Annotated in this window: 12 protein-coding genes; 3 read left to right on the top strand and 9 right to left on the bottom strand. The window is 65.7% G+C overall.

Features of this window, described 5'->3' with window-relative positions:
- Positions 1-32 precede the first annotated feature (32 nt).
- The 6 genes from JHY01_RS04170 to JHY01_RS04195 form a co-directional block, all read right to left on the bottom strand.
- Positions 33-1,382: a TrkH family potassium uptake protein gene (locus tag JHY01_RS04170; protein ID WP_205324332.1), complete on the bottom strand. Its 1,350-nt coding sequence runs from the start codon at positions 1,380-1,382 to the stop codon at positions 33-35.
- Position 1,383: 1 nt separating this feature from the next.
- The gene (locus JHY01_RS04175; RefSeq protein ID WP_205324333.1) at positions 1,384-2,064 is read right to left on the bottom strand and encodes a TrkA family potassium uptake protein; all 681 of its coding nucleotides are present in this window, start codon (positions 2,062-2,064) and stop codon (positions 1,384-1,386) included.
- Between the two features lie 237 nt (positions 2,065-2,301).
- Complete coding sequence (gene ehuA, locus JHY01_RS04180; RefSeq protein ID WP_240192345.1) at positions 2,302-3,117, bottom strand: ectoine/hydroxyectoine ABC transporter ATP-binding protein EhuA; 816 nt, start codon at positions 3,115-3,117, stop codon at positions 2,302-2,304.
- Entirely contained in the window at positions 3,098-3,769 is a 672-nt protein-coding gene (locus JHY01_RS04185) for an amino acid ABC transporter permease (protein ID WP_205324334.1), read from the bottom strand. Before JHY01_RS04185 ends, ehuA begins: the two co-directional genes overlap by 20 nt.
- Positions 3,769-4,491: an ectoine/hydroxyectoine ABC transporter permease subunit EhuC gene (ehuC, locus tag JHY01_RS04190; protein ID WP_275889659.1), complete on the bottom strand. Its 723-nt coding sequence runs from the start codon at positions 4,489-4,491 to the stop codon at positions 3,769-3,771. Before ehuC ends, JHY01_RS04185 begins: the two co-directional genes overlap by 1 nt.
- Before the next feature lie 12 nt (positions 4,492-4,503).
- On the bottom strand, positions 4,504-5,424 hold the full coding sequence (locus tag JHY01_RS04195) for a transporter substrate-binding domain-containing protein (protein WP_205324336.1): 921 nt from the start codon (positions 5,422-5,424) through the stop codon (positions 4,504-4,506).
- An 894-nt stretch (positions 5,425-6,318) separates the two neighbouring features.
- On the opposite strand from JHY01_RS04195, the gene JHY01_RS04200 reads away from it, so the two are divergent.
- The 3 genes from JHY01_RS04200 (at position 6,319) to JHY01_RS04210 (ending at position 8,669) form a co-directional block, all read left to right on the top strand.
- Positions 6,319-6,765, top strand: a complete 447-nt coding sequence (locus tag JHY01_RS04200) for a hypothetical protein (RefSeq protein ID WP_205324337.1) — start codon at positions 6,319-6,321, stop codon at positions 6,763-6,765.
- A 146-nt stretch (positions 6,766-6,911) separates the two neighbouring features.
- Positions 6,912-7,715, top strand: a complete 804-nt coding sequence (locus JHY01_RS04205) for a GntR family transcriptional regulator (RefSeq protein WP_205324338.1) — start codon at positions 6,912-6,914, stop codon at positions 7,713-7,715.
- A gap of 156 nt (positions 7,716-7,871) precedes the next feature.
- Positions 7,872-8,669 carry an SGNH/GDSL hydrolase family protein gene (locus JHY01_RS04210; RefSeq protein ID WP_205324339.1) on the top strand — a complete coding sequence of 266 codons (798 nt, stop codon included), beginning with the start codon at positions 7,872-7,874 and terminating at the stop codon, positions 8,667-8,669.
- 74 nt (positions 8,670-8,743) lie between these two features.
- On the opposite strand, the gene JHY01_RS04215 is transcribed toward JHY01_RS04210, so the two are convergent.
- From JHY01_RS04215 to eccD, 3 genes are all read right to left on the bottom strand, one after another.
- A complete protein-coding gene (locus JHY01_RS04215) occupies positions 8,744-9,589 on the bottom strand; it encodes a hypothetical protein (protein WP_205324340.1) in 846 nt (281 codons plus the stop codon).
- Between the two features lie 139 nt (positions 9,590-9,728).
- Positions 9,729-11,330: a type VII secretion protein EccB gene (eccB, locus tag JHY01_RS04220; protein ID WP_205324341.1), complete on the bottom strand. Its 1,602-nt coding sequence runs from the start codon at positions 11,328-11,330 to the stop codon at positions 9,729-9,731.
- A 45-nt stretch (positions 11,331-11,375) separates the two neighbouring features.
- A complete protein-coding gene (eccD, locus tag JHY01_RS04225; protein ID WP_205324342.1) occupies positions 11,376-12,749 on the bottom strand; it encodes a type VII secretion integral membrane protein EccD in 1,374 nt (457 codons plus the stop codon).
- Positions 12,750-12,756: the final 7 nt, after the last annotated feature.

Consider the following 12,756-nt stretch of genomic DNA (forward strand, 5'->3'; position numbering starts at 1 on the left):
ATGAGGCGGGGCTCACTCCGTGACTGGTCCGTTCAGCCCACGAGCGGCCGTCCTTCCGGGTATCGGTACAGGCGGTGGCGGGAGCGGATCGCCAGCGACGTCGCCAGGAGCAGCGGTCCCATGCGGCCGCCGAACATGAGGATGATCGACACCCACTTCGACGGGTCCGACAGCTCGGCGGTGATCCCGCTCGACTGGCCCACCGTCGCGCCCGCCGAGGTCGCCTCGAACATGATGTGCGCCAGGTCGATCTGCGGCTCGAACATCTGCATGAGCAGCACCCCGGCGGCGATGAACGCGACGTACACGAGGGCGACGCTCAGGGCTTGGCGCACCACGGCGCCGCTGAGCCGGGTGCGGAACGCCGAGGCGTCGGGTTCGCCGCGCACTTCCGACCAGATCACCCACAGCAGCACGAAGAACGTCGTCACCTTGATGCCGCCGGCGGTCGAGGCGGAGCCGCCGCCGATGAACATCAGCGCCACGCCCGCCAGCAGCGAGTGGGTCTCCATGAGCCCCACTTGGATCGAGTTGAACCCGGTCGAGCGGAGCATGACGTCCTGGAACAGCGCGGGCAGCAGCTTCTCGTGCCACGCCAGCGGCCCCAGCGTGTCCGGGTTGCCCCATTCGAAGCCGAGGAAGACGAAGAAACCGCCGACGAACAGGACCGTGGTCCCGACCAGTGTCATCTTCGTGTGCAGGGTCCACCGGCGGTGGCCCCAGTTGCGGCGGGCGATCTCGAACAGCACGGGCATGCCGAGCCCGCCGATGACCGAGGAGACGATCACCGGCCACATGATCCACCCGTCGCCGGCGAAGTCCTCCAAGGAGTTCGAGAACAGGCTGAACCCCCCGGAGTTGAACGAGCTGACACTGTGGAAGACGCCCTGCCAGGCCGCTTGGCCGCCGGAGAACCCGTACCCGTGGAGGAACCGCAGCGCCAGGACCACCGCGGTGGCGGCCTCGACCGAGGCCATCACCAGCACCGCGCGCAGCAGGATGGCTTTGACGTCGCCCACCATGACGTTGCGGTTCACCTCGGCCTGCGCCATCAGCCGGGACCGCAGGCCCAGTTTCTTGGAGACGACCAGGCCGAGGAAGACGGCGCTGGCCATGATCCCCAGGCCGCCGATCTGCATGGCGACCACGATGACGATCTCGCCGAACAGCGACCAGTGCACGGGGGTGTCCACGGTGACCAGCCCGGTGACGGTGATCGCCGAGGTGGCGGTGTAGAGCGCGTCCACGAACTCGGTGCCGCTCTGCCGGGCCTGGGCGACGGGCAGCAGGAGCAGCGCCGTGCAGACGGCGATCGCGGTGCCGAACCCGAAGGGGACCAGGCGGACGGGGTGGCGGGTGAACCACGCGAGATATCGGTGCATCTCAGGTGTGCGAGGCGAAGGCTTCGACCTTGGTGGTGGCCCCGGAGACGATGAGGGTGTCGCCGTCGGCGATCACGGTGTCCGGTGTGGCGTAGGTGAAGTCCTCGCCGGGCTGCTTGACGCCGACCACGGTGACCCCGTACTTGCTGCGCAGCTTCGACTCGCCGAGCGTCCTGCCGATCGCCTCCGCCGGGGCCTTGGTCTTGACGATCGCGAAGCCGTCGTCGAACTCGATGAAGTCGAGCATCTTGCCGCTCACCAGGTGCGCGACCCGCTCGCCCATCGCGGCCTCGGGGTAGACCACGTGGTGGGCGCCGGTGCGGTGGAGGATCTGGCCGTGCTTGGCGTTGATGGCCTTGGCCCAGATCTCGCGGACCCCGACCTCCTCGCAGGCCAGCACGGTGAGGACGCTCGCCTCGATGTCGGTGCCGATCGCGACCACGACGTGGTCGAACTCGCCGATGCCGAGCTGGTTGAGCACGGTCGACTCGGTGGAGTCGGCCTGGACCACGTGCGTGAGGGTCTCGGAGGCCCGCTGGACGATCTCGGGGCGCTCGTCGATCGCGAGGACCTCGTGGCCGAGCCGGGTGAGGGACTCGGCGACCGCGGACCCGAAGCGGCCCAGGCCGATCACGGCCACGGTCTCTTCTGTGGGGCTCTCGCCTCTGCCGAACAGGTTCATCGGGCCACCTCTTGGAGGGGCGCTGCCTTGCATATCGGTGCTGACACGGTGTCTGATTCTGCCACCCGCCCGGGGCGGGGGCGGTGTGCACCCGCGCTGCGTCGCCATCGCACCGCCGAAACCCGCGGTCCATTGAGGACCTGCGGGCGAGAAGAAGAGGGGGGCGGCCGATAACCCCTCATGGCCGCCCCCCTCGAACACCCCTAACACTCTCCAAGGATGGAGGAGATTCCAAGTCTACTCCGCGAGGACGGCCCGGAGGAAGTCCTGCGTGCGCGCTTCCCGCGGATCGGAGAAGATTTCGTCCGGGGCGCCCTCTTCGACGATCTGGCCGCGGTCGAACATCATCACCCGGTTCGAGACGTCCCTCGCGAAGCCCATCTCGTGCGTGACGATGAGCATCGTGATGCTGGTCGTGTCGGCGACATCGCGCAGCACGCCCAGCACGTCGGCCACCAGCTCCGGGTCGAGCGCGCTGGTCACCTCGTCGAGCAGCAGGATGTCCGGGTCCATCGCCAGCGCCCGGGCGATCGCCACCCGCTGCTGCTGGCCGCCCGAGAGCTGCGACGGGTAGTTGTCCACCTTCTCCGAGAGGCCCACCAGGTCCAGGAGCTCCTTGGCCTTGACCTCGGCTTCGTCCTTGGAGCGGCCGAGGGTGTGGACCTGCGCCTCGGTGACGTTGCGCAGGACCCGCATGTTCGGGAACAGGTTGAACGACTGGAAGACCATGCCGATCTTCTTGCGAACCTGCCGCAGGTGGCGCTCGTTCGCGACCACCAGCCGGTTTCCCTTCTCCATGTGCGACAAGGGCTTGCCCTCGACCCAGATGACGCCGCCGTCCTTGGCCGGGTCCTTGGTCGGGGTCACGTGCTCCAGCGTCATGAGCAGCCGCAGGATCGTGGTCTTCCCCGAGCCGGAGGGCCCGATGAGCGTCACGCGCTCGCCGGGATCGACGTCGAAGCTCAACTGGTCCAAGACCTTCAGATCCCCGAAGGACTTGTTGACGCGGTCGAACCTGATGATCGGCTCGTTATTAGAAGTGGGATTTGGCAAGGCGGTTCTCCAATCTCCTCATCATGACCGCAACCGGATAGGAGGCGGCCAGGAACAGCAGGCCCGCGAGCGTGTAGCCCTCGAGAGCGCCGGTGTAGTGCTGTCCCTGGTACTGCTTGACCTCTGCGATCATCTCGATGACTCCGATGGCGAACAGCACCGGCACTTCCTTGAACATGGCGATGATCCAGTTGGCAACAGCGGCCGTCGATCGGAGCATCATCTGGGGCAAGATCACCGTGAACCAGGTCCGGTGGGTGGGCAGACTCAGGGCTGTAGCTGCCTCCCACTGCCCGAGGGGGATCGCCTCGATTCCGGCACGGTACGACTCCGAGGTATAGGAGGCGTAGTGGACGCCCAGTACAACGGAACCAACTGCGAAGGCACTCCACTCCGGATTGATGTAGAGACTTGTGGCGTACCAAACGAAGAGAACCTGTACCAGCAGCGGAGTGTTGCGCACGAACTGCATGAATCCGCTGATGGGCCGACGCACCGGCGTTGGAGCAATGCGCCCAACGATAGCGAGCGCCAGCCCCAGCAGCACCGCAATGAGGCCGGCGACGGCGGTAACCTTGAGGACCGTCCAGAAGCCCTCTAGAACCATTGGAAAGATCTCGGAGGCGATCTCATTGTTCCATCCGGAATTCATCAGCCCACACCCTTCGCCGCGACGGCCGGGGTGAGGTGGCCCTTGACGGGTTTCGCGTCGACTCCGATGCCCCGCTTGGCACGGCGCTCAAGTGCTCGCATGCCGGTCCAGATGAGCCAGGCGAGTACGAAGTAGATCACCAGGATCACGGTGAGGTGCGGCAGCGGGTTCTGACCAGCTTCGCCTCCCAGGATAGACGCCCGGAAGGTGATGTCGGCGATGCCGATCATTGAGACCAGGGAGCTGGCCTTGAGCAGCATAATCGCGAACGCGCACAGCGAGGGGATCATCTCGGGCCACGCCTGGGGGATGACTACCAGCCGCATTTTCTGGATCGTGGTGAACCCCAGCGCCGTGCACGCCTCCCACTGACTCTTCGGGACAGCGGCGATCGCGCCTCGCACGATCTCTGAAGAGTAAGCGCCATAGTTGAGTGCAAGGGCGACGACGCCCACCACGATCGCGTAGTCGAACTGAATGCCGAAGAGGATCGGCATCGCGAAAGCAAACCAGAACAACTGCACCACCACGGATGAGCCGCGGATGAGCTCGACGAACGCACGTGCGGGGGTGCGCACGGCAAGATGCCTTGAGCTGGTTGCCAATCCGAGCGTGAAGGCGACGACCAGGGCCAGAGCTGCCGCCGCGACGGTCACCTGGATGGTCACCAGCAAGGGATTGGCGTAGCTGGGGAGTGAGTCGATTACTCTCGACCAGTCCATGGAGGGGCCCTACTACTGGTAGTTTCCGCCGCAGAGTTCCTCGGCGGTGAGGTCCTCCGCCGGAAGATGGAGTTCGACGGTGAAACCGAACTCGCCGACCAGGCTCTCCCAGAGTGCGGGATCGGCGAGAACTTTTTCGAGCTCTCCATTGACCGCGTCGCGGAAATCGGCATCGCGAGGCTGGAACACCGCGGCGCCGGCGCCAATGATCTCCTCGCCGTTCGCGTCAACCGGGTAGAAGCCTTCCGTGGTCTCGAGGTCGGCGTCAGCTTCAGCCTCAAGCTGCAGGTTCATCTGAGTCAGTGCGATGGCGTCGCAGCGTCCGGACTTGAGCTCGAGGATCAGTGCAGACAGATCGGCCTGGGTGTTGATCCGGCCCTCGGGCATGCCGAGTTGCTGGGCGTTGGTCTGCTCGGTCGTGCCGTTCATGACGCCGATGACGGCGCTGTCGTGCTCGGCGATCGAGTTGATGTCGACGAGGCCCATCGGGTTCCCGGCGGGCACCAGGAGCGTGTCGGGCATGACGTAGTCCGGTTCCGCGAACGCCACGGCCTGGCAGCGCTCAGGGTTGATGAACATGCCGGCGATGACCATGTCGTGGTTGGAGCCGAGACCGGGAATGAGGCTGTTCCATTCGGTCTGCTTCCACTCGATCTGGTCGGCGCTGATGCCGAGCTGCTCAAGGAGGTACTTATGCATTGCGACCGATTGCCCGGTGGCGTTTCCTGCGTCGTCAGTAAAGGCGTACGGGTTCTCGTTCGCGTAGGCGACACGGATCGTACCGCCTTCCTGCGCGCTCTTGAGCAGCTTGCCGTCACTATCACCGTTCCCACCTCCATTGGTGCGCGAGCACGCTGCGAGGGCTGTCGCCGCCGCCCCGGCGGCTGCCCCGCCAAGGAGATGCCGACGGTTGAAATGCAGCTTCTTTGACACGATGGTCGCCTCCTAGGGTGAGTCTGTGAGCACTGACCATCCTACCGTTCTATTGTACGTTTGTCGACAATATGATGATCGCCGTTCGGTAACGGCATAGTCGCGTTTAGGCGCCGGGCGAGAAAGAATGCACGTCCCGCCCGGCATCAAACGAGGGCCAAAGCCCGCATCTCGCTACACCCACCATCCGATAGAACGTTATAGAATCGTATCCAGGATGGGTGGGTCGTTCAATGAAGTCCCTCAGTTGAGGCGACACTGGATCGGCGGATAATACTGTTCGGCATCGAGTGCCTCTGTATACCTGTCTGGTCTGTTAAAGGACCCTACAACTTGTCTCTCTATAGACCTCAGATCCGGTTTTGGCGATGAGCCTGGCGCACAAGGATTCGTGTCCACTGCCCGAGATAGCGCTCGTGCTGACGGAGCAAGGGCCTGGATTGCAGAATTTGGACTGGTATCCGAGATTTTCGCCGTTGTCGCCGATTAGTTCGATTTGAAGGGTAATGATTGAACTACCTCGATAGGTCCCATACCCCCAATAGCTGGAGCGTCCATCCTGCTTGTCGACGAATTGCGAGAAGCAGGATGGACTCGTCCCGGTGCAAGATGCAGCAAAGGCTGGGCGGTCCATATGAGGGGAGATTACAAGGGCTGCGATGACAATGAACGCCATTGCGGCCACGGCCGCCAGCCTTTTAATCCCGTATGCCTTCTGGCTACCTGTCATTGAAGATTCCTTCCTTGGTTGGGGCCTGGCTAATTTCACCAGGTCCGACTAGCGGAAGCATAGTCAGTGAATGGCACGAAGGAAATCTGTGTGGTGAAGTAGGCCTTTGCCGTCCACGTGCCTGTGGAGCCTGCGGCAGTGCCGCTATTTGCACTACAGTAGTTGTGCACCGGTTCGCCGCAGGTTCCTATGTTTCGGGCGCGAAGATCGCCACTCTTATAGAGTCGGACGTCAATCTCTGTGAGATTGTGGATCTTGGAATCGCACTTCATTCGTGCAAATGCGTAGGTATTGGTTGTTCGATCCTGTCTATCGATGGTAACGGACACGCTGCAGTTGTTATCGGTGTAGACGCTAGCGTGAGCCGGGGAGGCTGGAAGAAGCGCACCAAGGACGATGGCAGTAATGAGGCCGATCCATACTCGAATTCGGAGGCTGGTCTTGGTCTTATTCGCCTGTTCAGCATTATTGACCCGATGGGGGGAAGTGTTCATGGCGGAATCTTCCTTCTTGATGGTTACCTGGCTGCTGGACCTGTGGCGATGCTGAAAGTTGTTGGGGGCGATGTCAGATCTTGTGGAGTCTGTGATGACCGTAACGTCAGAACGTAGGGTTGTCAACAACTGAACACATAAATTGTTGTCATACTGGGTAGGTAGCAGTCGGCGAGCGCTGCGGCAGGTGCCTCGCGGTTAGAGCATGGCCTGCACGTGGCGATAGGATGCAGCCCAGCAGCGAAAGAGGGGAGCAGGCAGACGTGTCGACGCGCAGCAGCGGATTGAGCGGGCTCACGAGCGCCCGCCAGGTGGGGCGCCTGGCACCGGTGCGACGCACCTCGACGGTGGACCTCATCGCCGACCGGCTCCGCGAAGCGGTCGTGGACGGGTCGCTCCCGCCCGGGGCCGCCCTCGGCGAAGCCGAACTCGCCTTCCAGCTCGGCGTCAGCCGCGGCCCCCTCCGCGAGGCCATGCAGCGGCTCACCGCCGAAGGCCTCCTCGTCATCCCGCGCCGCCGCGGCCTCGCCGTGCGCACCATGACCCCCGAGGACGTGCGCGACATCCACTGGCTCCGCGCCCGCATCGAACCCGAACTCGGCCGCCGCATCCTCGCCCGCCCGATCGCCGAGCGCAAGACCGTCCTCGCCGAACTCGGCACCGAGGTCAAGCGCATGCAGCGCGCCCTCAAGAAGGACGACGCCCGCGCCCTCGGCGACGCCTACCTCGACTTCCACCGCGGTCTCGCCGCCTGGGGCGGCTCGATCCGCCTGGCGCGCATGATGGCCACGCTCCTCATCGAGACGCGCCTGTGCACCTTCTCCATGTACGAGCACTTCGAGGTCGCCGTCGACCTCGTGCCCGAGCACGTGGCCTTCGTCGACGCGCTGGCCGCCGGGGACGCCGAGCGCTTCGAGACGCTGATGTGCGCGCACCTCGACGCCGAGGTCCGGCGCCTGCTCGCCGAACCCGTGGCGGCCAAAGTGGACGACACTGACCGGCTCCTGGCCGAGACTCCGGACGAGCCGCAGCCGCTCGACCGCCTCGACCTCCCCGAGGGCATCTGACCTGCCCGCACATCGCCAGCGCGACACCTTGCCGCGCAAGCGAGAACGACGTTTGTCAATATGCAGACAATCTGCGTTCCGCTGGTGGACCGTCCGTTACGAAACCTATATAAATAGGGCCCCGACCCCCGGGCAAAATTCGAGACGGAGCCCAAAATGTCCCACCCCCGACGAATCTCCACATTGGCGGCGGCGCTGCTCGCCGCCCTCGTGTCCGTCACGGCCCTCACCAGTGGTGCCGCCCAGGCGCAGACCATCGAGTACGTCGCCCTCGGCGACTCCTACGCCTCCGGCGTGGGCACCCGCGACTACATCGACGACTCCTCCTGCCGCCGTTCGGATGCCGCCTACCCCTCGCTCCTCGCCGACGCGATCGGCGCCGACCTCACCTTCGCCGCCTGCTCGGGCGCGAAGACCGGCGACGTCCTCGGCAAACAGCTCGACGGCCTCTCCTCCAGCACCGACCTTGTCACGATCACCGTCGGCGGCAACGACACCGGCTGGACCGGCGTGGTCCAGAAGTGCGCCTACCCGTACCCGTGGACCTGCACCAAGGAGATCGACGCGGCCGAGGCGTTCGTGCGCGACCGGCTCCCCGCCAAACTCCACGAGGTCTACGACGCGATCGAGGCCGCCGCCCCGAACGCCGACGTCATCGTGCTCGGCTACCCGCTGCTGTTCAACGGCGAGGAGTGCAACGCCATCACCCGCATCAGCCCCGGTGAGCAGGCCGCCCTCAACGACGCCGCCGACCTCCTCGGCGACGTCATCGGCACCGTGGCCGCCGGCCACGGTTTCGCTTACGCGGACGTGCGCGCCGCCTTCGACGACCACGCCGTCTGCGACGACACCGAATGGATCAACGGCATCTCCTACCCCGTCGCCGAGTCCTACCACCCCAACAAGTCCGGCCAGAAGGACGGCTACCTCGCAGTCCTGAACGAATTCGTCTGAGCACCTGAACTCCTGACCCGCAACGGAAAAGGGGCCCCGCCGGACATCCGGCGAGGCCCCTTTCAAGTACTGGTTCAGACCTCTCCGCAGGCCTTCCAGATACCGTCTTCCTTGATGAAGTCCATGGTGTCGGGCTCGGCCTCGGTACGCTCCTCGGTCCACCCGGTGATGGACATGCCGTCGGCGCCCATCTCGGGGACCGGGGTGTTGTAGCTGATGGTGTAGTCGACGGTGGCGGTATCACCGTCCTCGCTCGAACCCGTGACCTCGTACGCGAAGTCGACCGCGATGTCGATCTCCGGGACGTCTTCGAGGCCCAGTTCCTCGAACGAACTGCTGAAGTCGAGCTCTTCGGTGGTGGCGTCCATCTCCGACTGCATTTCCGCGCACATGAACGGCTTCATGTCCTCGAGGACCGCTTGCACCCCATCGGTGTCTTGCGCGTACGCGGCTTCGAAGATCTCGCCCATCTTGGGGAGCAGCTTGTTCGCGACGTCCTCAGGGGAATCGGTCTTCGACGGTCCGCCGCCGAAGGGGTTGGCGACCAAGAAGACGATCGCGACGACGAGCACCAGGACACCGGCGCCGACGCCGACGATGAGGCCGGTCTTCGACTTCTTCGGGGCCGGGGGCAGCGGCTGCCCGTAGCCGGGCTGCTGCGGCACTCCGTAGCCCGGCTGCTGCGGCGGCTGCTGGCCGTAACCGGGCGGCGGGGTCTGACCGTAGCCGGGCTGCTGCGGCGGCTGCTGGCCGTAACCGCCCGGCTGGGACTGCCCGTAACCGGGCTGCTGCGGCACTCCGTACCCCGGCTGCTGCGGCGGCTGCTGGCCGTACCCCGGCTGCTGGCCGTATCCGGGCTGCCCTCCTTGGGGCGGTTGCTGGTTCGGGTCGAACCCCGGCTGCTGGGGCGGGTAGGCCATGACGAGTCCTCGGTTGGTCGGGAGTGGGTCGCGCCAGGTTAACACGCAGACGCCACCATCAATGCCCCCCGAATCGGCCGGGGAACGAACGACGCCGGGACCGTCGAGGTCCCGGCGTCGCTCACGCGGCATGCGGCTCTCAGCCGCCTTCCCCTTCTTCCGCCGGGGCGGTCTCGAAGACCGGGACCTCGTCCGCGTTGGAGGTCATCTGCTTCCGCGCCTCGAACGGATCGAGGTTGGGGCCCTTGGGAATCAAGTGGATCATCGTGTCCGGCACCGAGACCGGGTCGACCCCGCCGTAGCCGAGCATCGTCTGGGTCGTGTCGGTCGTGCCGTCGTCCGAGATGCCGTGCCGCACACCCTGGTCGCTGACCATGTACGTGATGCCCGAGATCGTCGCCCCCTGGTCGGTGCGGCTGTCGATCAGCGCCGCCGTGCCCTGCGGGAGCACCGTCTGCGCCGGCAGCCCCTTGACGTCGGAGAAGATGCTGCCGTCCTCGAGGATCTCGACGGACTTCGCGTTGTCGGTGAGGGTATCCGGAGCCGCGTCGTACATCGCGACCCTGATCACCGTCGACTCGTCGTTCTGCTCGCGCGGGTCGTAGACCGCGCACACCGCCGGGCGCTTGGCCTGGGAGGTCCAGAGGCTTTCGCTCAGGTCCTCACGCGGGTAGTTCTCGTCCTCGTACGCAGCCTGGCTGCCGAGGTCGGAGATCGTGGTCGGATTCGCTTCCTCGGTGGGGCCGTTGTGCTTCTCCAGCAGCTTCGCCATGGTGTCCGAGATCCGCGCGAACGTGTCCGTGCCGTTCTCGTTGATGAGCACGTACTTCTGGTTGGAGGCCACCACGGGCACCCCGTAGGTGAGGGTGCCGCCGTCGAGGGCGGCCACCTGCGACGGGGTCCCGAACTCGGTCCGGTCCAGCGGCGCCATCGGCGAGGCCGGCGGGATCGTGTTGATCATGCTCTCGTTGAGCGTCATCGCATCGCTGGTGAGCAGCCCCAGGTCGTCGATGAGGGTGGCGGCCGGGTACTCCTCGGTGTCCTCGATCGGATACCGGAAGCCGTTCCACAGCAGGTAGTACTTCGGCACTTCCTCGCTGTTCGGCTTGACGGTGGTCTTCGCGAGGATCCACTGGTCGTCCCCGAGCCACTCGCTCGGCTCATCCATGTCCTCGACCACGAGCTGCGTCAGCTGGTACTCGTCCGCGCCGCCGTCCTCGCGGGGCATCGAGCAGACGTTCCAGTTGATCTTCTGCAGCAGTTCGCTCTTGTCCGGCGGCTGCGAGGGAATGCCCTGAATGCCGATGGTGAAGGAGCCGCGCGGCACGCCCGCCAACGAGGTCGGCTTGAGGTCCTGGACCTCGGGCATCCCGGTCGAGCCGGGCTTCGCGAGCAGCAGCGCCGACGTGTAGTTCGTGACCTGCCAGAGTCGCGCCGGGTTCTCAACCGGGTCGGCCTCCTCGCCGTTCTGCGTGATGTACACGTACACGGCGTTGGAGCCCTTGATCGTGATGATGTTGCCCACCACCGGCTCCGCGTTGCCCTTGCCGAACAGGGTCGCGATCGCGAAACCGCCGAAGATCAACGCCAGCACCATCACCGAAGCGAAGATCGAGACGCCGATGCGCCGCAGCGGACGCTCGATCGAGTCGGGGTTGGCCAGCACCAGCGCCTGGTTCATGCGCGAGGTGATGAACTTGTGGGCCTCCACCTGTTCACGGCGGGAGCGCATCTGGGCCATTCGAATTCGCCTCTCTCGGAGTCGAGGGACTTGGGGATGGGCGCTCTAGCCGCGCAGCGCGAGGGCGATCGTGTACAGGCCGCAGACCCAGCCGACCAGCGGCAGGATCGACACGATGAGCAGCGCCTCGATGATGTCGAGGGCGCGGCCCCAGGTGGGGGCGATCTTCTTGCCCGCCACGGCGAGGCCGTAGACCATCGCGATGAGCGTGAGCAGCGTGAGCGCCCCGAGGATCACCGTGAGGCGCACCAGGATGCTGTCCTCGCTCGCCACGAAGATCGCCGCGAGCGTCGCGGCCAGGCCGCCCATGCCGCCGGTGAGCATCATGATCCGGGCCGCGCGGTCCTCGATGGAGCGGGACCGGCTGAGCAGGACCAGCGCGATGATCGTGGAGAGGATGATCCCGGGGACCTCGCCCGAGAACGCCAGGGCGATCGCCGAGACGAGCCCGACGACGGCCGCGAACGAGTACAGGGCCTCGAGGTAGTTCCCGGCGTGCTCGGAGAGCTTGAGGATCCGCTTGCCGTCGATGGCCTCGGCGTCGCCCTCCTTGAGCTCCTCTGTGGTCGTCGGCAGCTGCGGCGTGGGCACCATCGCCATGGTCAGCGACAGCGACGGGGCGAACGGCAGGATCACCAGCGCCAGCGGCGCGGCGATGGCCGCGGCCGTGGCGGCGGTGCCGTCCAGGGCCATCATCAGCGCCGTCGAGACGCCCAGCACCACCGCGCCGAGGATCGTCACGATGAAGACCGGGGCGGAGGCCATGTCGCCCACGGCGACCATGGCCAGGACGCTGAACAGCAGGATCGCCGAGGCCGCGATGAGCACGTGCGGGCCTTGGAGGTCGAACAGCCCGGTGCTCTCGGTATCGGCGATGAGCAGGCCGCCCACACCGCCGTAGAGCACCGCGGTGACGCCGAAGTACGTGGCCGCCCGCGAGTCGCCGACGGCGCGCGAGAGCAGCGCCGAAGCGCCGACCAGGATCGCGGCGATCGAGAGGCCGACGATCGCGGAGGCGAGGTGGCCGGTCAGCAGGATCGCGATGGCGCCCACGGTCAGGGCGGCGGTGCCGACGCCGACGCTGAAGCGCTTGGTCGCCAAGTAGTCCCAGCGGTTGCCGCGCTGCTCGGTGGCGGTGGCGATCGCGTCGATGATGTCGTCGAAGACCACCTCGGGCTTGGCGGCGTCGGCGGGGTTGAGGTACAGCATCTCACCGTCGTTGATCCCCAGCTGGGAGCACGAGTGGCCGGTGTCGATCGCCTCTTCGCCGAGTCGGGCGAGGATCCAGCCTCCGTTGTCGCCGGCCTCGTCGATGTAGTACTCGCCGGCTTGGTGCAGGATCGTCGGCAGCAGGTCGGACAGGGGGACGTCTGAGGGCAGTGCGAGGTCGATCCTCGTGCGGGGACTGACGATCGTCACCCTTGAA

The organism is Glycomyces sp. YM15 (assembly GCF_016918015.1).
Classification (GTDB): Bacteria; Actinomycetota; Actinomycetes; order Mycobacteriales; family Micromonosporaceae; genus Glycomyces.

Coding starts and splice junctions, on each gene's coding strand:
- ehuC (WP_275889659.1), bottom strand. CDS start 4,491: ATGGACTGGTCGAGAGTAATCGACTCACTCCCCAGCTACGCCAATCCC.
- JHY01_RS04170 (WP_205324332.1), bottom strand. CDS start 1,382: ATGCACCGATATCTCGCGTGGTTCACCCGCCACCCCGTCCGCCTGGTC.
- eccB (WP_205324341.1), bottom strand. CDS start 11,330: ATGGCCCAGATGCGCTCCCGCCGTGAACAGGTGGAGGCCCACAAGTTC.
- JHY01_RS04185 (WP_205324334.1), bottom strand. CDS start 3,769: ATGAATTCCGGATGGAACAATGAGATCGCCTCCGAGATCTTTCCAATG.
- JHY01_RS04215 (WP_205324340.1), bottom strand. CDS start 9,589: ATGGCCTACCCGCCCCAGCAGCCGGGGTTCGACCCGAACCAGCAACCG.
- JHY01_RS04175 (WP_205324333.1), bottom strand. CDS start 2,064: ATGAACCTGTTCGGCAGAGGCGAGAGCCCCACAGAAGAGACCGTGGCC.
- JHY01_RS04210 (WP_205324339.1), top strand. CDS start 7,872: ATGTCCCACCCCCGACGAATCTCCACATTGGCGGCGGCGCTGCTCGCC.